22 protein-coding genes are annotated in these 22,748 nt (G+C 58.2%); 15 read left to right on the plus strand and 7 right to left on the minus strand.

Annotated elements, in window-relative coordinates:
• Nucleotide 1: 1 nt before the first annotated feature.
• A complete protein-coding gene (locus tag ACR0BT_RS13420; RefSeq protein ID WP_480763368.1) occupies nucleotides 2-1,924 on the minus strand; it encodes an OmpA family protein in 1,923 nt (640 codons plus the stop codon).
• Nucleotides 1,925-1,991: 67 nt separating this feature from the next.
• On the minus strand, nucleotides 1,992-2,954 hold the full coding sequence (gene ubiA, locus ACR0BT_RS13425) for a 4-hydroxybenzoate octaprenyltransferase (RefSeq protein ID WP_170423611.1): 963 nt from the start codon (nucleotides 2,952-2,954) through the stop codon (nucleotides 1,992-1,994).
• A 12-nt stretch (nucleotides 2,955-2,966) separates the two neighbouring features.
• Between ubiA and ACR0BT_RS13430 the strand changes: the two genes are divergently transcribed.
• From ACR0BT_RS13430 to ACR0BT_RS13470, 9 genes are all read left to right on the plus strand, one after another.
• On the plus strand, nucleotides 2,967-3,692 hold the full coding sequence (locus ACR0BT_RS13430) for a 16S rRNA (uracil(1498)-N(3))-methyltransferase (RefSeq protein ID WP_170663995.1): 726 nt from the start codon (nucleotides 2,967-2,969) through the stop codon (nucleotides 3,690-3,692).
• On the plus strand, nucleotides 3,689-4,537 hold the full coding sequence (locus ACR0BT_RS13435; RefSeq protein WP_480763369.1) for a GNAT family N-acetyltransferase: 849 nt from the start codon (nucleotides 3,689-3,691) through the stop codon (nucleotides 4,535-4,537). Before ACR0BT_RS13430 ends, ACR0BT_RS13435 begins: the two co-directional genes overlap by 4 nt.
• Nucleotides 4,534-5,061, plus strand: a complete 528-nt coding sequence (locus tag ACR0BT_RS13440; protein WP_170408404.1) for a hypothetical protein — start codon at nucleotides 4,534-4,536, stop codon at nucleotides 5,059-5,061. Before ACR0BT_RS13435 ends, ACR0BT_RS13440 begins: the two co-directional genes overlap by 4 nt.
• A gap of 67 nt (nucleotides 5,062-5,128) precedes the next feature.
• Nucleotides 5,129-6,499 (plus strand): glutamate--cysteine ligase, encoded by a 1,371-nt coding sequence (locus ACR0BT_RS13445; RefSeq protein WP_170408403.1) that lies wholly within the window; start codon nucleotides 5,129-5,131, stop codon nucleotides 6,497-6,499.
• A 70-nt stretch (nucleotides 6,500-6,569) separates the two neighbouring features.
• Complete coding sequence (gene pheS / locus ACR0BT_RS13450; RefSeq protein ID WP_010443591.1) at nucleotides 6,570-7,643, plus strand: phenylalanine--tRNA ligase subunit alpha; 1,074 nt, start codon at nucleotides 6,570-6,572, stop codon at nucleotides 7,641-7,643.
• Nucleotides 7,640-8,152 carry a hypothetical protein gene (locus ACR0BT_RS13455; RefSeq protein WP_480763370.1) on the plus strand — a complete coding sequence of 171 codons (513 nt, stop codon included), beginning with the start codon at nucleotides 7,640-7,642 and terminating at the stop codon, nucleotides 8,150-8,152. The genes pheS and ACR0BT_RS13455 overlap by 4 nt, the downstream gene beginning before the upstream one ends.
• Before the next feature lie 265 nt (nucleotides 8,153-8,417).
• Nucleotides 8,418-9,221 (plus strand): CE1 family esterase, encoded by an 804-nt coding sequence (locus tag ACR0BT_RS13460; RefSeq protein ID WP_480763371.1) that lies wholly within the window; start codon nucleotides 8,418-8,420, stop codon nucleotides 9,219-9,221.
• A gap of 78 nt (nucleotides 9,222-9,299) precedes the next feature.
• Nucleotides 9,300-11,696, plus strand: a complete 2,397-nt coding sequence (gene pheT / locus ACR0BT_RS13465; protein ID WP_480763372.1) for a phenylalanine--tRNA ligase subunit beta — start codon at nucleotides 9,300-9,302, stop codon at nucleotides 11,694-11,696.
• Between the two features lie 80 nt (nucleotides 11,697-11,776).
• Complete coding sequence (locus ACR0BT_RS13470) at nucleotides 11,777-12,223, plus strand: YtoQ family protein (RefSeq protein WP_170423625.1); 447 nt, start codon at nucleotides 11,777-11,779, stop codon at nucleotides 12,221-12,223.
• Nucleotides 12,224-12,274: 51 nt separating this feature from the next.
• Here the strand turns inward: ACR0BT_RS13470 and ACR0BT_RS13475 are convergent, their stop codons facing one another.
• Entirely contained in the window at nucleotides 12,275-12,973 is a 699-nt protein-coding gene (locus tag ACR0BT_RS13475; RefSeq protein WP_480763374.1) for a glutathione S-transferase family protein, read from the minus strand.
• A gap of 223 nt (nucleotides 12,974-13,196) precedes the next feature.
• Here ACR0BT_RS13475 and ACR0BT_RS13480 point away from each other — a divergent pair, with 223 nt between their 5' ends.
• Nucleotides 13,197-14,003 (plus strand): mechanosensitive ion channel family protein, encoded by an 807-nt coding sequence (locus ACR0BT_RS13480; protein WP_170423629.1) that lies wholly within the window; start codon nucleotides 13,197-13,199, stop codon nucleotides 14,001-14,003.
• 188 nt (nucleotides 14,004-14,191) lie between these two features.
• Here the strand turns inward: ACR0BT_RS13480 and ald are convergent, their stop codons facing one another.
• The gene (gene ald, locus ACR0BT_RS13485; protein WP_170566190.1) at nucleotides 14,192-15,307 is read right to left on the minus strand and encodes an alanine dehydrogenase; all 1,116 of its coding nucleotides are present in this window, start codon (nucleotides 15,305-15,307) and stop codon (nucleotides 14,192-14,194) included.
• A gap of 135 nt (nucleotides 15,308-15,442) precedes the next feature.
• Between ald and ACR0BT_RS13490 the strand changes: the two genes are divergently transcribed.
• Together ACR0BT_RS13490 and ppk2 are read left to right on the plus strand one after the other, a co-directional pair.
• On the plus strand, nucleotides 15,443-15,901 hold the full coding sequence (locus ACR0BT_RS13490) for an Lrp/AsnC family transcriptional regulator (protein ID WP_170395646.1): 459 nt from the start codon (nucleotides 15,443-15,445) through the stop codon (nucleotides 15,899-15,901).
• A gap of 151 nt (nucleotides 15,902-16,052) precedes the next feature.
• Nucleotides 16,053-16,991: a polyphosphate kinase 2 gene (gene ppk2, locus ACR0BT_RS13495; RefSeq protein ID WP_170395648.1), complete on the plus strand. Its 939-nt coding sequence runs from the start codon at nucleotides 16,053-16,055 to the stop codon at nucleotides 16,989-16,991.
• Nucleotides 16,992-17,042: 51 nt separating this feature from the next.
• Here the strand turns inward: ppk2 and ACR0BT_RS13500 are convergent, their stop codons facing one another.
• Complete coding sequence (locus tag ACR0BT_RS13500; protein WP_480763376.1) at nucleotides 17,043-18,278, minus strand: CAP domain-containing protein; 1,236 nt, start codon at nucleotides 18,276-18,278, stop codon at nucleotides 17,043-17,045.
• A gap of 296 nt (nucleotides 18,279-18,574) precedes the next feature.
• Nucleotides 18,575-18,781, minus strand: coding sequence for a 30S ribosomal protein S21 (gene rpsU, locus ACR0BT_RS13505; RefSeq protein ID WP_005614280.1), 207 nt, complete (start codon nucleotides 18,779-18,781; stop codon nucleotides 18,575-18,577).
• 111 nt (nucleotides 18,782-18,892) lie between these two features.
• On the opposite strand from rpsU, the gene ACR0BT_RS13510 reads away from it, so the two are divergent.
• Nucleotides 18,893-19,585: a COQ9 family protein gene (locus tag ACR0BT_RS13510; protein ID WP_480763377.1), complete on the plus strand. Its 693-nt coding sequence runs from the start codon at nucleotides 18,893-18,895 to the stop codon at nucleotides 19,583-19,585.
• 72 nt (nucleotides 19,586-19,657) lie between these two features.
• The gene (locus tag ACR0BT_RS13515) at nucleotides 19,658-20,644 is read left to right on the plus strand and encodes an NAD(P)H-quinone oxidoreductase (RefSeq protein ID WP_480763378.1); all 987 of its coding nucleotides are present in this window, start codon (nucleotides 19,658-19,660) and stop codon (nucleotides 20,642-20,644) included.
• Between the two features lie 15 nt (nucleotides 20,645-20,659).
• On the opposite strand, the gene ACR0BT_RS13520 is transcribed toward ACR0BT_RS13515, so the two are convergent.
• A complete protein-coding gene (locus tag ACR0BT_RS13520) occupies nucleotides 20,660-21,517 on the minus strand; it encodes a DUF2189 domain-containing protein (RefSeq protein WP_170408392.1) in 858 nt (285 codons plus the stop codon).
• 214 nt (nucleotides 21,518-21,731) lie between these two features.
• On the opposite strand from ACR0BT_RS13520, the gene ACR0BT_RS13525 reads away from it, so the two are divergent.
• Nucleotides 21,732-22,715 carry a quinone oxidoreductase family protein gene (locus ACR0BT_RS13525; protein WP_480763379.1) on the plus strand — a complete coding sequence of 328 codons (984 nt, stop codon included), beginning with the start codon at nucleotides 21,732-21,734 and terminating at the stop codon, nucleotides 22,713-22,715.
• Nucleotides 22,716-22,748 lie beyond the last annotated feature (33 nt).

A 22,748-nucleotide genomic window follows, 5' to 3' on the forward strand; every position in this document is an offset into this window, starting at 1 on the left:
CTTACTGGTCCTCTGAGCCTGCATCCGGTGCGTCGGTTTCAGGTGTCTCGATTTCGGCCTCAGATTCGGCCTCGGCTTCCATCGCCTCAAGCCCGGTCAGGGTGTTGGCCACGGGTTCAGGACGGATCAGGCGAAACTCGATTCGGCGGTTCTCTTCGCGGCCTTCTTCGGTTTCGTTATCGGCGATGGGCTGCGTCTCGCCATACCCGACCGCAGAAAAGCTTGAAGTCGGCACGCGCCGTCCGCGCAATTCGTTCAGGATCGACTGCGCGCGCGACTGGCTGAGCTGCTGGTTCATCTCTTCACGGCCCTGACTGTCGGTATGGCCCTGAATCTCCAACCGGATGGGGCCACATTCACGCAGGATGTCCGCGATCTGGTTCAGGGCATCGCGCGAGTCTGCTGCGACGGTGGCTGATCCCGGTTCGAAAGCAATCTTGCTGGTGGCCTGAACCTCGGCCAGCTGCTCTTCGCAGACCTCAGGGTCGGGCGGCGCGTCGGCGGGTGCGGGCGGCTCCTGATAGGTGATTGACAGGGTGTAATCCTGCGCCTCGCCCAGCTTGTCCGACAGCATGCCGGCGATCCGGGCCTTGGCGTCGGGATCATGGCTGATGCCCGACAGTGCTACATTGTCCGGCGTAACGGTCAGGGCGCCATTGTGCAGTTGTGACAGTGCCTCCAGCCCGGCCAAGACACGTATGGGCCAATCCGCGGGCAGGTCCGGTGCAATCCGGGTGGCTGTGTGCACCTGCAATGATCCAAAGGCGGCACGTGCAAAGCTGTCGGTCATTTCACGCAGCGTTTCGTCACTCAGACGGCCACGCAGTTGAACCAAACCCTCAGGGCTACGTGTTGCGACGAATTCAATAGGCCCAGTCGGGTCATCCGGTTCGGGTTCGGGAAGAATTGCATGCAAGGCGAAAACCTCGGGCAGCGTATTTTCGAGTTCTCCCACGATGCGGTCGAAATCCAAAGGGTTAGTCCCTTGTGTAGCAATTAGAGTGATATCTGCATCCGACAGAGTAACTGAACCCTGACCAAGTTCGGATAGCGCACGAATGCTGAGCTGCGCTGCATTCGCCCAACGCGGAGACGGTACGCCTAGCCCAATGGTGCAGGAATAGGGGCCGGTCAGTCCGGCCTCTTGTGCTGCAGCGACGATGATGTCGCGCGCAACTTCATCCTGGGCCGAGCACGCATCAAACTGCCCGCCATCCTCATCTATCAAATAGCGCAGCGTGAATGGTGTGATTACCGGGCGAGGTGCCGAAATTGAAAGGCCGATTCGCAGACCTGGTGGCGCGGCGCGGCTCAGGTCTTGTTCCAGCTGGTCTTTCTCTTGCTGGCTATCGGCAATGGCCGTGATACGCACCAACCCTGGGCTGGCAGATATCTTGGCCCGTGGCAAATCCGAGAGCGCTTCGATCGCATAGTCGATTGCCTGATCCCATCCGTCTGGCTTGGGATAGTCGGCACTTTCCATCAGGTCCGAGACTGACGCGTCCCGATCAAGGCGTTGCAGCCTGTCTACCAGATCGTCGCGATCCAGAGCCGCAGGTACTAGCCCGATAATCGAAATTCCGCTGTCATTGCGCAGGATCTCGGTAGAAAAGCGGGGCGGTGTCAGATCGGCGGTGGGAGCAACCTCCATCTCGTCAATGACGCGCGAGGTGTCGACCTCGGTGCCCGCAGCGATCAGGGCGTTGAATCGGGTCGCCTCAGTCGGGGCCGTGCCGGTCAGAACGACACGCAGGCCGTCGGATTCGACTTCGGCCCAATCATGCCCCTGCAAGTTCAAGGCCTTTCGCACGGCCAGTTCCGAGGCGTCTTCGATCTTGCTGACCGCAAATCCAGCGACCACCAGCGATAGCACGGCGGACACCGCGAAAATCAACGCAACAGCTAGGGCGTAAGGCAGACGCATGGGCGAAATCGAGACTCCTCGGGCGGTTGGTTCCGGGACTCATACAGAGCGCAGCACAGAGGTGCAATCAGAGGAAAAGGGCGACGCAGAGGAAGATCAGCGGAATCAAGCCGGTGTCGCGATTGGCCCGGAAAAGCTGCAGCAATTTGGCGTTGTCCTCCGTGTCCAGCCCTCGCAATTGCCAGGCCAGATGCCACCCCATCGCCCAAGGCCCGCCAAGGGCGACCGCCAAAGCAAGAACCGATGTCCCGGGCAAAGCCGCGTCGATAATTGCAAAGGCCATTAGACTGACGGTTCCAATCAGAAAATACTTGAGCCAACGGGCGGTATCGGTGCCAAACAGCCGTGCGGTGGACTTGATGCCGATCAGCTCGTCATCCTCGGCATCCTGATGGGCGTAGATCGTGTCGTAGAACAAAGTCCAGGCGATTCCTGACAGATAAAGCATGATCGCAGGCCAGCCCACGGTGCCGGTATGTGCAGCCCAGGCCAGCAATGCGCCCCAGTTGAAGGCCAGCCCCAGAAAAATCTGCGGCCACCACGTAAAACGTTTTGCATAGGGATAGATGGTAACAGGCAGCAAAGACAGAACCCCCATCGCAATCGCGGCTCGGTTGAAGGTCAGAAGGATGGCCAGGGCCAACAGACATTGCAGCACCATCCAGAATGCAGCCTGACGGACACTCACCTGGCCTGAGGGAATCGGGCGCGACCTTGTACGCTCGACCTTCCCGTCAAACTCACGATCAGTAATGTCATTCCACGTACAGCCCGCGCCGCGCATCAAAAACGCACCAATGGCACAACCAACTGCGATCCAAAGATCCTCCCATCGTGGTGCGCCGTCGCTCAGGATGGCCAAGGCCAGACCCCACCAGCAGGGAATCAGCAGCAGCCATGTGCCGATGGGTCGGTCTGCGCGGCTGAGCCGTAGGTAAGGGCGGGCAAAGGCGGGGGCGTGGGTATCGACCCAATTGCCGGTTACGGCATCGGCGACCTGACCGTCTGGTGTTGGGGCATTGCCTTGCATATGTAGGGTCTCATGAATGCGAAGATCAGACTGTATGTAGAGCACCCTTTGGGTCCGGGGCAATCGGTTCCTTTGACGCGTGAGCAGGCGCATTATCTGTTCGGTGTCATGCGCCTGTCGGTTGGGGGCCGGGTCGCCCTGTTCAATGGCAGCGATGGCGAGTGGCAGGCAGAGGTTGCAGAAGCGGGCAAACGAGGCGGTATTCTGTCGTGCGTGGAGCAATCGAAACCTCTGCAATTACCGCCCGATCTGTGGCTTCTCTTTGCACCGATCAAGAAGGCGCGGACCGATTTCATCGTTGAAAAAGCAGCTGAAATGGGGGCCGCACGGATCATACCGGTGCAGACCGAATTCACCAACTCCGAGCGCATTCGACAGGATCGCTTGCAGGCCCACGCAATTGAGGCGGCCGAACAATGTGGCGGCACTTTTGTGCCTGAGGTCGCTGACCTCCAGCGATTGGATCGTATCCTGGGCGCGTGGCCCGATGATCGCCAATTGATGTTCTGTGACGAGGCTGAAGCCGGCTCGGCCCTGCGCTTGGCAGAGAATGAGAAAGGCAAGCCGTGGGCGATCCTGATCGGCCCCGAGGGCGGGTTTTCCGAGCCAGAACGTAAACGGTTGGCGGAGCTACCATTTACCCATGTGGTCAGCCTCGGCCCACGCATCCTGCGCGCCGATACAGCAGCCGTTGCGGCGATGACAATGTGGCAGCAAGCGTTGGGAGATTGGACGTGACGTGGCAATTGGCGCAGGAAACGGACCTGTCCAGGATCGACACGTTTTTGTCCCAACATATCCAAACATCGATGTTCCCTTTGGCCAATCTACGGGATTTTGGCCTGTGCGGTACGCATCCCCGGTCGTTGAATGCATGGACGCTTGGCAGCCCGTTGCGTGCGGTCTTTGCCATAACAAATGAAGGCATGATCCTACTGCAATGTCCCGACTGTTCGGATACCGAACTTGCCGCAGCGATTGACCTTATTCGAGGCCGGGCCCTGTTCGGCATCGCGGCTGAGGCAACGCAGGCTCGTCGGATAATCCGGTTGGCAGGTTGGGAAGGGCGACCCGCGACCCTGAACAGCGATGAGCCGGGGTTTTCCCTGGCGCTGGATCGACTTCAAATACCGGATTTCAGTGGGGCAGATCTCATGCCGCTTACTGATGTAGACCGTTCGGTCCTTGAAGACTGGCGAGAAAGCTACCTCATCGAAGCCATGGATTTTGATCCTTTGCGCGCACAGACGCAGGCTGGGAAGGACATCAAGACCTATATCGAGCGGGATTCGCATCGAGTTTTGCTGCAGAATGGCCTACCGGTCAGCATGACCGGCTTCAACGCTCGCTTGCCTGAAGTGGTGCAGATCGGTGGTGTCTACACACCACCCGATTTACGAGGGCGGGGCTATGCGCGTTTGGCTGTTGCCCTGCATCTGGTTGAGGCGCGCGACGCGGGAGTTTCCAGAGCTGTCCTCTTTGCGGCTTCCGATGCGGCAGCGCGTGCCTATATATCCATTGGGTTCCAGCCTGCAGGTCAATACTCGCTGATCCTGTTCAAAAACCCGGAGGACGTGGCATGAGTTTCTTTCGACCCGAAGCCAAACTGGCCCTGTGGCGCTGGCGCGAAGTGCTGGTTGCAGGGTTTGTTCTGATCCTCGGCCTCAGCTGGATCAGCGGCCCCGGCGGATTGCTGGCGTGGTTGGGGTGGCTGCTGATCGTCGTCTCGATGGCACTGGCGGTGATCGGAGTGCAACGCGCGCGCTTTCGCAATGGTGCGGGAGGACCGGGTGTGGTGACTATTGATGAAGGCCAGATCACCTATCTGGGCCCGCTCGACGGCGGCATCGTTGCAGCCCGCGAAATCGAGCGGTTGGCGTTGGATCCGACCTCGCAACCTGCGCATTGGGTTTTGGATCAGCCGGGGCAACCGACCCTTCACATTCCGGTGAACGCCGAAGGGGCCGAAGCGCTGTTTGATGTGTTCTCAGCACTTCCGGGGCTGAAAACCGAGCAAATGCTGTCGGAACTCAACGGTCGTGCGGCACATCCGGTGGTGATCTGGGAGCGTACGCCGTCACGGCCTGCGCACCTTAGGCTGCATTGACACTGGCGCGGTTTGCGCTCAGGACTGACCGCCAAGACAGACACATCAGGATCGGAGCACGGGTCACATGTCCATCCCCCAGTCCGGCGGCGGACCGATCGAACGCCATGAGCAACTGGCCGAATATCTGGAATCGGGCTGCAAGCCCAAGGAAGATTGGCGCATCGGAACCGAGCATGAGAAGTTCGGCTATTGCAAAGACACTCTGAAACCTCTGCCGTTTGAAGGCAAACGGTCGATTGTGGCCGTGCTGGAAGGTCTGCGAGACCGCCATGGCTGGGCCGAAGTGCGTGAAGCTGGACATTTAATCGGGCTTGAGAAGGACGGCGCGAACGTCAGCCTGGAACCAGGCGGTGCGTTGGAACTGTCCGGCGCTCCGCTCGAGACAATTCATGAAACGTGCGATGAGGTGAACACTCACCTGCGTGAAGTGAAGGATATCGCCGATGAGATCGGTGTAGGCTTTATTGGTCTGGGCGCAGCCCCGATCTGGACCCATGAAGAGATGCCGTTGATGCCCAAAGGCCGTTACCGGCTGATGAACGATTATATGGAGAAAGTTGGCACCATGGGCCGTGCCATGATGCGGCGCACCTGCACGGTTCAGGTCAATATCGACTTCGGGTCCGAGGCCGACATGGTGCAGAAGCTGCGCGTCGCGCTGGCCCTTCAGCCGGTCGCGACGGCGCTGTTTGCGAACTCTCCGTTTTTCGAGGGCAAGGTGAACGGCCAGAAAAGCTGGCGCAGTTATATCTGGCGGCATCTGGACGATGCACGGACGGGCATGCTGCCCTTTGTGTTCGAAGAAGGCTTCGGGTTCGAACGCTATGTACAATATGCGCTCGATGTACCGATGTATTTCGTCTATCGTGACGGCCAGTATATCAACGCGCTGGGCATGTCATTCCGCGACTTCCTGCAGGGCAAACTGCCTGCACTGCCCGGCGAGACGCCGACTCTGTCCGATTGGGCCGATCATCTGACCACGGCATTTCCCGAAGCGCGGATCAAGAAATTCATGGAGATGCGCGGCGCCGATGGTGGCCCATGGCGCAGGCTCTGTGCGCTGCCTGCCTTCTGGGTTGGTCTGACCTATGATCAAACCGCACTGGATGCCGCTTGGGATCTGGTCAAAGGCTGGGATGCCGAGACGCGCGAAGCACTGCGGGTTGAGGCTGCCAAGGATGGTCTGCAAGCACAGGTTGGCAACATCAACATGCATGATCTGGCGCGCGAAGTGGTCTCGATTGCCGAGGCCGGTCTGGCGTCGCGCGCGCGCCCCGGCGCAGGTGGTCTGGTGCAGGACGAGACGCATTTCCTGAACGCGCTAAAGGACAGCATCGATACGGGCAAGGTTCCGGCGGATGAGTTGCTGGATCACTACAATGGCGACTGGAATGGCGACCTGACCCGGATTTATCCCGAATACAGCTATTGATCCCCTCCGTCCCGCTTGCATTCGTGGGACGGGGCCGATAGCAGGTTGGCGACCAAATTCAGAGGGCGTCATGGACGATCTTAAGGCAAAATATCTGGGCCAAATCGCCGAAGCAGGCGATGAAAACGCGCTTGAGGCGATCCGCGTCGCTGCCGTGGGCAAAAAAGGCGAGGTCGCGCTGAAGATGCGCGAGCTGGGCAAGATGACCCCCGAAGAGCGTCAGGTCGCAGGCCCCGCGCTGAACGCCCTGAAGGATGAGATCAACTCGGCCCTGTCCGCCAAGAAGGCCGCTCTGGCCGATGCCGCGCTGGATGAGCGTCTGCGCACCGAATGGCTGGATGTCACCCTGCCGACTCGCGCGCGCCGTCAGGGCTCGATCCACCCGGTCAGCCAGGCGACCGAGGAACTGACCGCGATCTTTGCCGAACTGGGTTTCTCGGTGGCCGAAGGTCCGCGGATCGAAACCGACTGGCACAACTTTGACGCTCTGAACATCCCCGGCCACCACCCTGCGCGGGCCGAGATGGACACATTCTACATGCACCGCGCCGAGGGCGACAATCGCCCGCCGCACGTGCTGCGCACCCATACCTCGCCAGTGCAGATCCGCTCGATGGAACTGCAGGGCGCGCCGATCCGCGTGATCTGCCCGGGCGGTGTCTACCGCGCCGACTATGACCAGACTCACACGCCGATGTTCCATCAGGTCGAGGGGCTGGCCATCGACAAGGATATCTCGATGGCGAACCTGAAATGGGTTCTGGAAGAGTTCGTGAAAGCGTTCTTCGAGGTCGACGACGTCGAGCTGCGCTTCCGCGCATCGCACTTCCCCTTTACCGAACCGTCGGCCGAGGTCGATATCCGCTGCTCGTGGGATAACGGTCAGCTGAAGATCGGCGAGGGCGACGACTGGATGGAAATTTTGGGCTCCGGCATGGTCCACCCCAAAGTGATCGCCGCTGGTGGTATTGATCCCGAAGTCTATCAGGGCTTTGCCTTCGGCATTGGCATCGACCGTCTGGCGATGCTGAAATACGGCATTCCGGATTTGCGAGCGTTCTTTGATTCTGACCTGCGTTGGCTGCGCCACTACGGGTTCGCGGCGCTGGATATGCCGAACCTGCATGGTGGTTTGAGTAGGTGACGGAAAAAACCACTGCGCTAGAAAACTTGGCAAGCGATTTTCATTGGGTGCCTGGTTTTGTTGCGTGGATTGGTGATTTGATAACCGATCTTGGTCCTCTGATTGCATTGGCAGGGGCTATTTATATTTACTATCGAAAGTCTGAAGACGAGAGAAAAGCGCTTCGCCGTGATGAGCGCCGAAAGGTTTATGCTGAGTACTTGCACCAATGCGGGTTGGTATGGAACGAAGTTACTTCAGGACCTGTAGATTCCAAAATATCAATGCGGAATTCAGACCTTAAGCGTTACTTTGAGGAGCTACGATTGTTGGCACCTATTGAAGTATATGAACGAGCTTTTGAACTTAGAGTCATTTATGTGAAATATGGAGCACATGTATTGTCTTTAACCCCAATAGAGTGGCGGAATAAGACTGCGGCTCAGAACAGCGTTGATACAGATTTTATAGCCAAACTCAACGCCGCCACTGATGAACTTATCACCGCCATGAGGGCAGATTTAGAGTGACCAGTCATATGTTGAAAACGCTGGCTTGGGCTGAAAATTTGTCTCCATAAGCGCTCCGTTTGAATGTTTCGCGGAATTGGCTGGCATAAAGTGCCCAACACAAACCTCTGATCGCCACCCCGCGGTCTGGCGATCGCGCTGCTTTGTGATTTGATCCGGTGTAGGGTGGGTTTTCACCCCGCCGTGGGGCGGTTGGTGGGGTGAAACCCCACCCTACACCAATAAGTTATGTGACAGCGCGGCAGACGTCGCTAGGCTCCGGCTTATGATCTATCGACTGCTTTTTCTTCTGCTGACCGCGACTCCGGCCTTTGCGATGGGGCCGTGGAAATCTGACTGCCACGGCGATACCGCCTGTGAGGTTGGCGACCGCTCGTATCATGTGCTGGAACCCGATGGTTGGGATGGCGTAACGCCTCTGCCGGTGCTGCTGCATTTCCACGGCTGGGCGCGGCAGGGCGATGTGGTGGTGAACCATGAGCGCATCGCCGGGGCAACCAAGCTGCGAGATGTGCTGTTGGTGGCTCCGAATGGGCTGGGCAAAAGTTGGAACTTCTGGACTGCTGATACCGCAGACGTGCCGTTCGCAGATCGCGTGCTTGAGGACGTCGCCAAACGCTATCCCATTGATCTTGAAAGCATATATGTCTCGGGTTATTCTTATGGCGGCGCAATGGCATGGCGCTATGTCTGCCAGTCGGGAAACGACATCGCTGCTCTGCTGGCGGTTGCGGGCTCGATCCGCCAGACCGAGGACTGCCCGGAAGCCCCACGCGAGGTGCGTCATGTGCACGGGCTGGACGATACGGTGATGGATTTTCCCTTTGGGCCGGACGGTGACGCGACCTATCCAGTGGCTCTGTGGAAGGCGAAGTTCAACTGCAACGGCGCGACCCCTCGTGGAGATTGGAGTGTGAAGCCCTTCCTGACGCTCAGCCGATTGGAGTGGACCGATTGCGCGCAAGGGCAGGTGACACTGGACACCCATCCCGGCGGGCACTTTATTCCCCACGGCTGGATCGGCTGGCAGCTGGACGAGCTTTTGGGTCGCACCCCCACCTATCCGTGAGCCGCAGCGCTTGCACCTTGGCGCAATCTTTGCCATTGCCTGTGCCGACTGAATGTTTGCCGAAAAAGGCCCGCTGCAATGAAATTCACTCTGTCCTGGCTGAAAGACCACCTCGATACGGATGCGTCGGTTGATGAGATCGCCGAAGCACTGACCGATCTCGGGCTTGAGGTCGAAGAGATCGTCAACCCGGCGGACCGTCTGGCGGGCTTTACGCTGGGCCATGTGAAACATGCCGAGAAGCACCCGGACGCCGATAAGCTGCGCGTTTGCACGGTTGAAACCGACGAGGGCGATCTGCAGATCATTTGTGGCGCGCCCAATGCGCGCGAAGGCATCACCGTGGTGGTTTGTAAACCGGGTATGTATATTCCCGGCCTGGATATCACCATCAGCGTCGGCAAGATCCGTGGCGTCGAGAGCTATGGCATGATGGCATCCGAGCGCGAGCTTGAGCTGTCGGATGAACATGACGGGATTATCGAGCTGCCCTCGGGTGAGGTCGGCGACAAGTTTGTCGATTGGTTGGCTGAGAACGATCCGTCAAAGGTTGATCCGATGATCGAGATCGCGATCACGCCGAACCGCCCGGATGCGCTGGGTGTTGCGGGTATTGCGCGTGATTTGGCCGCGCGGGGGTTGGGCACGCTGAAAGTGCGCGATTACACTCCGGTGCCGGGTGATTTCGAAAGCCCGATCAAAGTGTCGATCGACGAGGATACGCTGGACGGCGCGCCGCATTTCACCGGGCGTCTGATCCGTGGCGTAAAGAACGGCCCGAGCCCTCAGTGGCTGCAGGATCAACTGAAAGCGATTGGTCTGCGTCCGATCTCGGCTCTGGTGGATATCACCAATTATATGACCTTCGACCACAACCGTCCGCTGCACGTGTTCGACGCGGACAAGGTGCAGGGCAATTTGCGGGTGCATCGCGCCAAGGGTGGTGAAAAGCTGGTCGCGCTTGATGAAAAAGAATACTCCCTTCAGCCTGGCATGATGGTGATTTCGGACGACAAAGGCCCGGAATCTATCGCGGGTATCATGGGCGGCGAGGAAACCGGTTGTACCGAGGAGACTGTGAACGTCTTCCTTGAAAGCGCGTTCTGGGATCATGTACAGATCGCCCTCACAGGTCGGGCGCTGAAGATAAACTCGGACGCGCGGTATCGATTCGAGCGCGGCGTCGACCCGGAATACACGCGCGAAGGGTTGGAGCATGCGACGCAGATGATCTTGGATATCTGCGGCGGTGAAGCCTCGAATGTGGTCGAGGCGGGCAAAGCGCCGAACCACGCGCGGGCCTACAAACTGGACGCGGCGCGCGTGCAGTCCCTAGTCGGGATGGAGATTCCGGAAAGCGAGCAGCGGCAGACATTGACCCGTTTGGGCTTTCGTCTGGATGGCGAGATGGCGCATGTGCCCAGCTGGCGACCCGATATCATGGGGGAAGCCGATCTGGTGGAAGAGGTTGCGCGGATCGCTTCTCTGACCAAGTTGCAGGGTATTCCGCTGCCGCGTACGACGGCGGGTATCCCCAAACCGGTCATGACAGCCACGCAGCGTCGCCAGTCGATGGCGCGCCGGACCTGTGCAGCGCTGGGGTACAATGAATGTGTGTCTTATACCTTCATCGATCAGGCCTCGGCAGCCTTGTTCGGGGGCGGTGACGCAGCAACCATGTTGGAAAACCCGATCTCGTCCGAGATGAGCCATATGCGCCCTGATCTGCTGCCTGGTCTGCTGCAAGCGGCGGCGCGCAATCAGGCACGGGGTTATGCCGATCTGGCCTTGTTCGAGGTCGGGCCGGTGTTCCACGATGGTGAGCCGGGGGATCAACAGACACAGATTGCCGGCCTGATGGTTGGGCGTAGCGGTCCCAAGGATGTGCACGGCGCGTCTCGTTCGGTTGACCTGTTTGACGCGAAAGCTGACGCCGAGGCGGTGCTTGCCGCAATTGGCGCGCCCGCGAAGGTTCAGATTCTGCGCGACAGCGATGCCTGGTGGCACCCGGGCCGACATGGAAAAATCTGTCTGGGTCCGAAAAAGGTACTGGGCGTCTTTGGCGAATTGCATCCGCGCGTGTTGCAGGCGATGGACATCAAGGGCCCGGCGATGGCGTTCACCATTTGGCCGGATCAGGTGCCGATGCCACGTAAATCCGGTGCGACCCGTTCTGCCTTGGAATTGCGCGACCTGCAGGCGGTCGAGCGCGATTTCGCCTTTGTTGTAAATGCGGATATCGAAGCTCTGACGTTGGTCAATGCGGCTGCGGGTGCTGATAAGGCTCTGATCGAGGACGTGCGCGTCTTTGACGAATTCATTGGCGGTAGCGTCGGCGAGGGCAAGAAGTCTCTGGCCATTACCGTAAGGCTCCAGCCGTCGGACGCGACCCTGAAGGAAAAGGATATCGAGGCGGTCAGCACCAAGATTGTCGAAAAAGTGTTGAAAGCCACTGGCGGCGTCTTGCGGGGATGAGTTGGTTTTCGCCTCCGGCGGGAGTATTTTTGAAATGATAAAGGGGCCATTGCGCCCCTTTTTCACGGGAGGAGAGAAAAATGCTGAAGGTCTATTTGTCCGGTGAGATTCACACGGATTGGCGCGAGCAGATCATTGCGGGCGCCGATGGGTTGGATGTTGAGTTCAGTAGCCCGGTCACCGATCACGGTGCTTCGGACGATTGCGGTGTCACGATCTTGGGGGCCGAGCCGAACAAGTACTGGCACGATCACAAGGGTGCCATGGTCAACGCGATCCGGACCCGCAAGGGCATATCAGACGCGGATGTTGTGGTTGTACGCTTTGGGGACAAATACAAGCAGTGGAACGCGGCATTTGACGCGGGCTATGCGGCAGCACTGGGCAAGTCGATCATTGTTCTGCACGGGGCTGATCATCAGCACGCGCTGAAAGAAGTAGATGCAGCAGCCCTCGCCGTCGCTGAAGAACCCGCGCAAGTTGTTGAGATCTTACGCTACGTTCTAACAGGCGCGCTGCCTGGGTAACCCGATGGCCCGTGGCGGCGGATTTGGATCCCGCCGCACAGGCCTTGTGTATCAATCCCGTGAGGGGATGTTCAGTCCTCTTTGCACTGCGGGTCGATCCAGGAACCTATCCAGATAGCGCGTAACGTTGCCATAGCTTTCCCAGCCTATGACATCCTTGACGCCGTAATAATCTAAACCGCGCAGCCACGGCGCGATTGCGATATCGGCGATCGAGAATTCTCCGGCGATCCAGCCTTGGCCGTCCAGTTGCCGGTCGAGAACGTTCAGCAGGCGTTTGGCCTCGGACACGTAGCGTTCGCGCGGGCGGGGGTCTTCGATTTCAGCCCCTGCGAATTTGTGGAAATACCCAAGCTGGCCAAACATTGGTCCGATACCGCCCATCTGGAACATAACCCATTGGGTGACCCGGTGCTTGTCACCTTTGTTCTGACCCAGCAGCTTACCGCTCTTTTCAGCGAGGTACAGAAGGATTGCACCGCTTTCGAACAAAGCCAACGGAGCATCGTCGGGCCCGTTGGGATCAATGATCGCCGGGATCTTGTTGTTCGGGTTCAGCGAAAGAAATTCCGGGCTTTTGACATCTGCATCGGCCAGTGTGACACGATGTGCCTCATAAGGCAGGCCGGTTTCTTCCAGCATGATCGACGCCTTTACCCCGTTGGGTGTGGGGAAGGAATAAAGCTGAATCCGCTCGGGGAACTGTGGGGACCATTTATTCATGATCGGGAATTGGATTGTGTCCAGCATGATGGGCTCCTTTTATCGCGCGTGTTGCAGTCAATCTGGTAAATTGTGGCGCTTTTGTAAGGTCCAATTCTGTGCGTGATCGGTCAGTCGATGTTTGCTGGGGAACAGCAGGGGGGAAAACTCGGAAATCCCGCACCTAGACCTGCGCGCAAAATTAGCCCAGACTTTTCAGCGATCCCGCGCCAAAAGGCGCGGGTTTGCTGTTGGCGCAAAGGAGAAGCGTGTGGAAGATGTCGTAACACAGGTGGGCGCATTTGGTCCGCTGATCATGAGCGCGATCAAAGCGTTGATCGTTCTGGTATTGGGTTGGATCGTTGCCGGAGCCATTAGCGGTCTGGTGCGGCGGCGGATCAACGCCACGCCACATATCGACCCGACTTTGGGGAATTTCGTTGCGAGCCTCGTGAAATGGGTGCTGCTGGCGATTGTCTTTGTCGCCGTTCTGGGCATTTTCGGAATCGAGGCGACCAGCATCGTGGCCATTCTGGGTGCCGCATCCCTGGCCATCGGTTTGGCGCTGCAGGGAACACTCAGCGATCTGGCCGCGGGCGTGATGCTGGTGGTGTTCCGGCCCTATAAGCTGGGCCAATATGTCGATATTGGTGGCACAGCGGGTACTGTGAAAGACCTGAACCTGTTCACGACCGAGCTGGTGACGCCGGACAACGTGCAGATCATCGTGCCAAACGGTCAGGCTTGGGGTTCGGTGATCACCAACTATTCCGCCCATGACACCCGCCGGGTCGATCTGGTGTTTGGCATCGACTACGGCGATAGCGCGGATGAGGCTATGAACATCATCCTGGATGTGGCCAAAGCTGACGATCGTATCATGGCTGATCCTGAGCCCTGGGTGCGCGTGACAAATCTTGGGGATAGTTCGGTTGATCTGACCGCGCGCCTGTGGTGCGCAGCGGCTGACTATTGGGATGTGAAGTTTGAACTTACCAAAGCGATCAAAGAAGCGTTTGACGCCAAAGGCGTATCCATCCCGTATCCGCATTCTGTGGAGATTCACAAAGAGGCGTAAGCCTCCCGCCCGTCGATCGGGCATTGAAATGCCCTCCTCTGGTTGGGCCGGGCACCGCGCTAAGGCGCGGTGCTTTTTTGTGCGACCCTTGGTCCAGAAAACAACAGCGCCGCGCTATTGGCGCGGCGCTGGGCCCAAGTCTGTAAAGCGTCCTTTGAAAAAGGACGCTTTCAGAGGCGGGAGCGCTCTTAGTTCAACAGAGTTGTTGGATCCACAGAGTCGATGTTGAGGGCGGTGCCCACCGCTTCGTAAGTCAGCTTGCCGGCGTGGACGTTCAAACCTGCCAGCAGGTGTGCGTCGTCCTTACAGGCCTGCTTCCAGCCCTTGCTTGCCAGCGATAACATGAACGGCATGGTTGCGTTGCCCAGTGCGATGGTCGAAGTCCGGGCAACCGCACCGGGCATGTTGGCGACGCAGTAGTGCATGATGCCGTCAACTTCGTAAACCGGATTGGCGTGGGTGGTGGCTTTCGAGGTTTCAAAACAGCCGCCCTGATCGATCGCAACGTCTACCAGAGCCGCGCCGGGCTTCATGGTCGACAGCTGTTCGCGCGAGATCAGTTTGGGAGCAGCTGCGCCCGGGATCAGGACCGCACCGATGACCAGGTCGGCATCCTGGATCAGCTCGGCTGTCGCACCAGCGGTTGAATACTGGTTCTTGAAGGTTCCGCCGAACACATCGTCCAGATAGCGGAGACGCGGCAGCGAACGGTCCAGTACGGTCACATCCGCACCCATGCCTGCGGCAATCTTCGCTGCGTGGGTGCCTACGACACCTCCGCCGATGACGATCACTTTGGCAGGGCCTACACCCGGTACACCACCCATCAGAACGCCGCGGCCACCGTTGGCCTTTTGCAGAGTCCAGGACCCAACTTGCGGAGCCAAGCGACCGGCAACCTCGGACATCGGCGCCAGCAGCGGCAGGCCGCCATTGGAGTCAGTCACGGTCTCATAGGCAATCGCGGTGCAGCCGGATTCCAGCAGATCGTGGGTCTGGTCTGGATCGGGTGCCAGGTGCAGATAGGTGAACAGCAACTGACCTTCGCGCAGCATTTTACGCTCGACCGCCTGAGGTTCCTTGACCTTGACGATCATATCAGCCGTGGCGAACACTTCTTCTGCAGTGTCGACGATGCGGGCACCTGCCGCTACATAAGCGTCGTTATCAAAGCCCGAGCCCATCCCGGCACCGGTTTCGATAATGACTTCGTGACCGCGGGCCACAGCTTCGCCAGCAGCGTTCGGGGTCATCCCGACGCGGAATTCCTGAGGTTTGATTTCCTTGGGGCAGCCGATTTTCATGTGAGACTCCATTCATAAACTGCCTAAATTATGGGCATATATTGGCGCAATTTTTGTGAAACCCCACTTGCTAAACACACAATCTGCGGGAAAATATTCAGCGTATAGACAACTTGACGCAATGGATGTGCGCAAATGACGATTGACGCAACAGATCGGAAGATTCTGGCAGCCCTGCAGCGCAAAGGGCGGATGTCAAATTCGGAATTGTCCGAACAGGCGAATCTATCCCCTTCGGCCTGCCACCGGCGCGTGCAGCGACTTGAAGCTGAGGGTTATATCAAGGACTACGTCGCCCTGTTGGATGCACGGAAGTTGAACGTTCCAACCACTGTGTTTGTCGAGATCACGTTGCAGGGTCAGGCGGAAGAAGTGCTGGAGGCGTTTGAAAAAGCCGTAGCACGGATTCCGGATGTGCTGGAATGCCATTTGATGGCGGGCACGGCGGACTACATTCTGAAGGTCGTCGCAGAAAATACCGAGGATTTTGCTCGCATCCATCGGCAATACCTGTCTCGCTTGCCTGGGGTGGCGCAGATGCAAAGCTCATTTGCTTTGCGCACGGTGTTCAAAACCACGGCTTTGCCTGTCTGAAACCAACTATTGGGGGTTAGCCTTGCGTCAATTCTGCCGCTTGTATCTGTCGTGCGGTCGGGCCAAAATCCATGTTTCCGACCTTATGTACGACCTCGGCACTTTGCGCTGACACTCCGTGGTTACACTGGCCGTGTACGGTCCGAACCCGATGAACGATAAGGAGCAGACCTTGGCTTACGAAAACAACAGCACGCCGAAAGATTGGCTGGAAGCTGAACTGGAAGACACGCTGGACGAAGATTTCGAGATCGAATTCAGCGAACCCATGCTTTCGATGGAAGTGCGCAAGATTTACAAGGACCAGCATCCTGACATGCTGGATCGCAAGGTCTATTTTCGCAACCTTTTGCGGCTGCAGGCTGAACTTATCAAAGTTCAGGATTGGGTGGTCCATACAGGGGCCAAGGTCTGTATTCTATTTGAAGGGCGCGACAGCGCCGGGAAAGGGGGCGTGATCAAGCGGATCACGCAGCGCTTGAACCCTCGTGTAGCGCGTGTGGTCGCCTTGCCTGCACCCAGCCGACGCGAACAAAGCCAGTGGTATTTTCAGCGCTACGTGCCCCATTTGCCTGCGGCCGGTGAGATCGTGTTCTTCGATCGGTCCTGGTACAACCGCGCTGGTGTTGAACGCGTGATGGGATTTGCCAACGAGGATCAGGTCGAACAGTTCTTTCAGGACGTTCCCGAATTCGAACGGATGCTGGTGCGGTCGGGGATTATCCTGCTGAAATACTGGTTCTCGATTACAGACGAAGAACAGCAATTGCGATTCCTGATGCGTATTCACGATCCGATGAAGCAGTGGAAACTGTCACCGATGGATCTGGAATCCCGCATCCGGTGGGAGGCATACACCAAGGCCAAAGAGGATATGTTCTTTCGCACCAACATATCCGAGGCGCCTTGGTATATTGTTGAAGGCAACGACAAGAAACGCGAACGGCTCAATTGTATCGAGCACCTGCTGACCAAGATCCCCTATGAGGATGTGCCGCAGGAAAAGGTCAATCTGCCGGATCGGCGCTATAACCCCGAATACGAACGGCGCATTTTGCCGGATGAGCTACACGTGCCTAAGATATATTGATTTGGCAGGAAAGTGGTGCGGGAAAAGGATCCCCGCACCTGAACGGTTTGATTAACCCCAATCAAATCCGCAGTTCGTTTCGAAAACAAACACGCCGCACATGTCGTCATTCATGTCTTCGACTGTGGCTTCAACGGTTTCGATCATGTCGTCAGCGAAGTCGGTGTCGAACACCAGATCGAAATCATCCATCTCCGGGGTCGTGTCAGCCTGCTGCACCGGAGACCATTCGAACTGGTCAAATTGGGCTTGCAGCGCATTAACAAACGCTTCGATCCCGGCAAGGAAGGCCTGAACGTCAAAGCAGTCCGCGCCCGGTGCACCATTGTCAACGACAACTTCAGGTGTTTCTGGCTCGGGTTCTTCGACCTCGGTGACGTCGGTCTCCGGAGTTTCGGGTTCCTCGACCTCGACGACGTCAGTATCCGGCACATCGGGTTCCGGGTCTTCAACTTCAGTCACATCGGTATCAGGCGTTTCCGGCTCTTCAGTTTCGGTCACGTCTGTTTCCGGAGTCTCCTCAACCGGGTCCTCGGTCTCGGTAACCTCAGTTTCTGGCGTTTCGTCTGCCGGTTGCTCGGTTTCCGTCACATCGGTGTCGGGTGTTTCGTCCGATGGTTCTTCGGTTTCGGTGACGTCTTTCTCCGGGGTCTCCTTTGCCGGTTCTCCGGCATCGGGAACTTCCGCTACCGGTGTTTCGTCAACTGGTTCCTCAGTCTCGGTCACATCGGTTTCCGGCACTTCTGGTTCAGTCGGGGTGGTAACCTCTTCCTCTTCTGGCTCAACAACTTCTTCAACCGGAGGCGTCACCGGCGGGGTGGTGCCGCCGTTATCAAGATCGACATCGCCCTGAGTCGCCGCAAAGTTCTGCGTCACCATGACAGCGTCGTACCCCTGCATGTCGCCTTCTTCGATCCCGATGCCGATATATTTGAAATCGGGGTTCAGAATGTTGGCGCGGTGACCGGGGCTATTCATCAGGTTCTGGTGCAACTGGGCGACATCATCGCTGATACCGGGTGCGCCACGCTCGGATTGCCAGGCGATGTTTTCTCCGGTGCGCCAGCTCCCGGACAGGTCGAACCCTGCGGCTTGCATCCGTTGGGTCGCGGATGAACCACCCTGACCGGTGTGGCTGAACCGGTCGGTGTCCAGCATCCAGCTGCTGTGGTCCTCGGAAGATTCGTTCAGGTTGCGTTCAAGTTCCAGGGGATCAAGACCGCGGGATGTGCGCTCTTGGTTGATCAGCGCGAGCATTTCGCGCTCGACCGTACTTGCTGTCGACATCAGTGCCTCCGTTTTTGGTTATGTCTGAGTGGACGGCCTCACTTACAGACGATCAAAGAACGCTGAATAGGGCGGGTACGGCGATGGGCATTTTTCGGCGGCAGAATGCAACCGAACGGCGATTCGCTGCGCTGTAAAATGCCGACTGCGGCGATTGCATCAAAATCGGCAGGTTGCCGCGAGGGTAAAGCCGGGATTTGGCGGGATCATCCGCCCTAAAAACGACAAACCCCCGGGCAGGGCCTCGGGGGTCGTCAAATAGTGTCATCCAAAGCTGGACGAGTCGCAGGAAGCTCTTAGAGCAAACCTTCGCGCTGTGCTTTCTTACGTGCCAGTTTACGGGCACGGCGGATCGCTTCAGCTTTCTCGCGCGCTTTTTTCTCGGACGGTTTCTCGAAATGTTGCTTCAGCTTCATTTCACGGAACACGCCTTCGCGCTGCAGCTTTTTCTTCAGGGCACGAAGCGCCTGATCGACGTTATTGTCGCGAACACTAACCTGCATGTGGTTGTCACCACCTTTCTAGATAGAGTTGCAAGGATTTGCAGGAAGTGGCCGTATAGCAAAGCACGCCTAACTTGTCTAGTACTGGACCCGCAGCCTCGGAGACCCGACATGACAGCAACCTATGAAGACACCAAAGAGCAGCTTCTCGATGCGATTCTGAACCATGTGCCGTTCGACGGCTGGTCGGAAACAAGCTTTCGTGCGGCCATCAGCGATTGCGATCTGGAGCCCGCGCTGGCCCGAGCGATCTGTCCGCGTGGTGCCGTCGATCTGGCACTGTCCTTTCATGCGCGCGGGGATGCCGCGATGTTGGAGCGGTTGAAATCCGAAGACCTGAGCGGGCTGAAATTCCGTGAAAAGATCGCCGCCGCCGTCCGTTTCCGCCTGCAGGCGGTCGAAGACAAAGAAGCAGTGCGCCGAGGTATGACTTTGTTCGCGTTGCCGATCCATGCCGCGGATGGGGCCAAGGCGGTCTGGGGCACCTGTGACCAGATCTGGACAGCGCTTGGCGATACTTCGGACGACGTGAACTGGTACACCAAACGTGCCACTCTGTCGGGCGTCTATTCTTCGACACTGTTGTATTGGCTGGGTGATGACAGCCCGGATTATCAGGCGACATGGGAATTCCTGGATCGGCGGATCGAGGGCGTAATGCAGTTTGAGAAGTTCAAGGCGCAGGTGAATGGCAACCCGCTGCTGAAACCGTTTCTGGCCGTCCCCAACTGGCTTGCGGGTCAGGTGAAGGCTCCGACGAAGTTGCCCAACAACCTGCCCGGTTCGCTGTCATCGGGAAAATAGTCGCAGCGTTTCCACTTGCCGCTGGGCCTCTGCGTTTTCGCCTGCTAGGCATTGGGCAAAGGAGATATGCCCATGACCCAGACAATGCGCGCTGTCGAGATCACCGAAGCTGGTGGCCCGGACGTTCTGCAACTGACGGAACGCCCGATGCCGGAACCGGCAGAGGGTCAAGTGGTTCTGAAAGTCGCGTACGCTGGGGTGAACCGTCCTGATGCGCTGCAGCGGGCAGGGGCGTATGATCCGCCTCCCGGTGCAAGCGATTTGCCGGGGCTAGAGGCCTCGGGCGAGGTCATCGCCATCGGCTCGGGTGTCGAAGGTCTGGTCGTTGGCGATCGGGTTTGCGCCCTGTTGCCCGGCGGCGGTTATGCTGAATATGTCGCAACGCCCGCCGCCCATTGTCTGCCTGTGCCTGCGGGTATGGGTTTGAAAGAAGCTGCCTGCCTGCCCGAAACCTTCTTTACTGTTTGGTCCAATGTCTTCACCCGTGGCGGCTTGAAGCCGGGGGAGCGGTTTCTGGTCCATGGCGGTTCCAGCGGGATCGGCACGACGGCCATTCAGCTGGCCAATGCGTTTGGCGCCCGCGTCTTTGCAACCGCCGGGTCGGCTGAGAAATGTGAGGCTTGTATCAAGCTAGGTGCCGAAAAGGCGATCAACTATCGCGACGAAGATTTCGTGGCTGCGATGCGCGCCGAGGGCGGGGCGAACCTGATCCTGGACATGGTCGGTGGTGATTATATCCCGCGCAACATCAAGGCTTTGACGGAAGACGGGCGGCTGGTTCAGATCGCTTTCCTGCAAGGTCCGGTAGTCGAACTGAATTTTGCGCTGATGATGGTGAAACGCCTCACCCTGACTGGCAGCACCTTGCGCCCACAAAGCGATTTGGCCAAGGCGCGCATCGCGCAAGACTTGCGTGAAGCCGTGTGGCCATTGCTTGAGGCCGGGAAGGTCGCACCGGTGATGGATTCAGAATTCGATCTTTCTGATGCCGCCGCTGCACATGCGCGGATGGAAGCATCGGGCCACATTGGCAAGATCGTTCTGAAGGTCTCTGGTTAAGCTGCTGCCATGTAGTCAGGCGACCGCCCGGCGATACAGGTGCCATGTGGCGTGGCCTAGAACGGGCATGACGACGATCAGCCCCAGCAACATCGGGATCGCGCCCAGTACCAACATCGCGGCCACAATGGCCCCCCAGGTCAAGATCACACCCGGGTTCTGACGCAAGACCCGGACCGAGGTTACGACGGCCACGGGAACGCCCACTTTGCGATCCAGCAACAGCGGAAAGCTGACCACGCTTAGCGCCAATGCGACCAGTGCAAACAGGAAACCGGTGGCGGTGCCGATGATGATCATGCTCCAGCCTGCTCCGGTGGTGAACACTTCTGTCACGAATGCCATGGCCGAGGCCGGAGGTTCTGGCCCTAGGGTTTGCGCGTAGATGCCTTGCGCGACCATCAGCCAGATCATCAATAGCATGACCAGATAGAAGCCCAATGCCAGTATGGCTCCGAAGGAAGGCGAACGGAATACGCCGAACGCGTCCAGCCAATGAACGTCTCCGCCCTGTTCCCTCTTGCGACTGATCTCATAAAGCCCGACGGCGGCGACCGGCCCGATCAGGGCAAAGCCCATGACAAGCGGGGCCAGCAGGGGCACCATGTCTTTGTTGAGCCCAATACCGAACATCAGCAGACCTGCGATTGGATAGATCAGAACGACAAAGATCGCATCGGCCCGGGTTTCGAGAAAATCGTTATATCCAGCTTTCAGGCATTCGCGCAGATCCTGCAGGGTCAGCGTATGCACCGTCGGCAGAGCCTGAACATCCGCGCTGCCGATCTCGGTCACGGATTCAGTGACATGATCGCTGGTTGCCCGCAGATTTCGGGCGACCCAGGTGATTGGGTTACCGATTGTCTTGTCCATGTTCATCCCCTTTTCTGGCGTGGGTGCGCCGCGGGATGCATCCGGCGTGGCAATTCGCGTGACCGGATCAGCCGGCAACGTCTGCCCAATTACAACGTCTCGTTGCATTATAGCACATATTGCGAAATTTTGCCCGATCACCCTTGCAGAGCCGGAAGGATTGCTCTGCCGCACAGGCGTGTTAGCTTTGTTTCCACAGGCAAGGGAGGCATTCATGCAGCAGACAGCACGCACAGTCGTCATACACGAATCCGGCGGCCCCGAGGTTCTTCGGATTGAGGATCGCCCGCTTGGCGATCCCGGCCCGGGTGAGGTGCGCATTCGCCATCATGCCTGCGGATTGAATTTCATCGATGTGTACCAGCGTACCGGCCTTTATCCGCTGGAATTGCCTCATGCGTTGGGAATGGAAGCGGCCGGAGTCGTTGAGGCGGTAGGCGAAGGCGTTACGCATCTTGCCCCCGGCCAACGCGCGGCCTATGCCGCAGGCCCATCGGGAGCATATTCCGAAGCGCGCGTGATGCCTGCAGCACAGGTTTGTCCGCTGCCCGAGAGTATCTCGTTCCGCACCGCAGCGGCCATGATGCTAAAGGGCATGACGGTTGAATACCTGTTTCACCGCACAACGCCGCTGCGGCGCGGAGATACCGTGTTGTTCCACGCGGCTGCCGGAGGTGTGGGACTGATCGCCTGCCAATGGGCGAAATCCGAAGGCATCAAACTGATCGGGACAGCGGGAACGGATGAGAAATGCAGCCTGGCGCAATTCAATGGCGCGTCACATTGCATCAACTACCGGACCGAGAATTTTGTCGAGCGTGTGGCCGAGATCACCGGAGGCAAAGGGGTTGATGTGGTGATGGACTCCATCGGTGCGGACACGTTTGAGGGATCGCTGGATTGCCTGAAACCCTTGGGCATGATGATTTCATTCGGAAACGCTTCGGGGCCAGTGCCGCCTGTCGATCTGGGAATGCTTGCGCAGCGGGGATCTCTGAAGGTGACGCGGCCAACCTTGTTCACGCATATCTCGGATACCGCCACCTGTCAGGCGATGGCGCGACGCTTGTTTGGCAAAGTGGACGGGCGCGAGGTCAAGATCCATGTCGATCAGGAGTTTCCGTTGAATCAAGTTGCTGATGCGCATCGTGCTTTGGAAGCACGACAAACCACCGGCAGCACAGTCTTGGTGCCCTAGCGGCACGGGCCCGGCGCAAATAGCCGGGCCCTA

The organism is Ruegeria sp. CJ6, assembly GCF_056536665.1.

Bases quoted from the DNA above. Each gene is read 5' to 3' on its own strand.
- ACR0BT_RS13420 (WP_480763368.1), bottom strand. From the start codon at position 1,924: ATGCGTCTGCCTTACGCCCTAGCTGTTGCGTTGATTTTCGCGGTGTCC.
- ubiA (WP_170423611.1), bottom strand. From the start codon at position 2,954: ATGCAAGGCAATGCCCCAACACCAGACGGTCAGGTCGCCGATGCCGTA.
- ACR0BT_RS13430 (WP_170663995.1), top strand. From the start codon at position 2,967: ATGAATGCGAAGATCAGACTGTATGTAGAGCACCCTTTGGGTCCGGGG.
- ACR0BT_RS13440 (WP_170408404.1), top strand. From the start codon at position 4,534: ATGAGTTTCTTTCGACCCGAAGCCAAACTGGCCCTGTGGCGCTGGCGC.
- ACR0BT_RS13445 (WP_170408403.1), top strand. From the start codon at position 5,129: ATGTCCATCCCCCAGTCCGGCGGCGGACCGATCGAACGCCATGAGCAA.
- pheS (WP_010443591.1), top strand. From the start codon at position 6,570: ATGGACGATCTTAAGGCAAAATATCTGGGCCAAATCGCCGAAGCAGGC.
- ACR0BT_RS13460 (WP_480763371.1), top strand. From the start codon at position 8,418: ATGATCTATCGACTGCTTTTTCTTCTGCTGACCGCGACTCCGGCCTTT.
- pheT (WP_480763372.1), top strand. From the start codon at position 9,300: ATGAAATTCACTCTGTCCTGGCTGAAAGACCACCTCGATACGGATGCG.
- ACR0BT_RS13470 (WP_170423625.1), top strand. From the start codon at position 11,777: ATGCTGAAGGTCTATTTGTCCGGTGAGATTCACACGGATTGGCGCGAG.
- ACR0BT_RS13475 (WP_480763374.1), bottom strand. From the start codon at position 12,973: ATGCTGGACACAATCCAATTCCCGATCATGAATAAATGGTCCCCACAG.
- ald (WP_170566190.1), bottom strand. From the start codon at position 15,307: ATGAAAATCGGCTGCCCCAAGGAAATCAAACCTCAGGAATTCCGCGTC.
- ACR0BT_RS13490 (WP_170395646.1), top strand. From the start codon at position 15,443: ATGACGATTGACGCAACAGATCGGAAGATTCTGGCAGCCCTGCAGCGC.
- ppk2 (WP_170395648.1), top strand. From the start codon at position 16,053: ATGAACGATAAGGAGCAGACCTTGGCTTACGAAAACAACAGCACGCCG.
- ACR0BT_RS13500 (WP_480763376.1), bottom strand. From the start codon at position 18,278: ATGTCGACAGCAAGTACGGTCGAGCGCGAAATGCTCGCGCTGATCAAC.
- rpsU (WP_005614280.1), bottom strand. From the start codon at position 18,781: ATGCAGGTTAGTGTTCGCGACAATAACGTCGATCAGGCGCTTCGTGCC.
- ACR0BT_RS13510 (WP_480763377.1), top strand. From the start codon at position 18,893: ATGACAGCAACCTATGAAGACACCAAAGAGCAGCTTCTCGATGCGATT.
- ACR0BT_RS13515 (WP_480763378.1), top strand. From the start codon at position 19,658: ATGACCCAGACAATGCGCGCTGTCGAGATCACCGAAGCTGGTGGCCCG.
- ACR0BT_RS13520 (WP_170408392.1), bottom strand. From the start codon at position 21,517: ATGGACAAGACAATCGGTAACCCAATCACCTGGGTCGCCCGAAATCTG.
- ACR0BT_RS13525 (WP_480763379.1), top strand. From the start codon at position 21,732: ATGCAGCAGACAGCACGCACAGTCGTCATACACGAATCCGGCGGCCCC.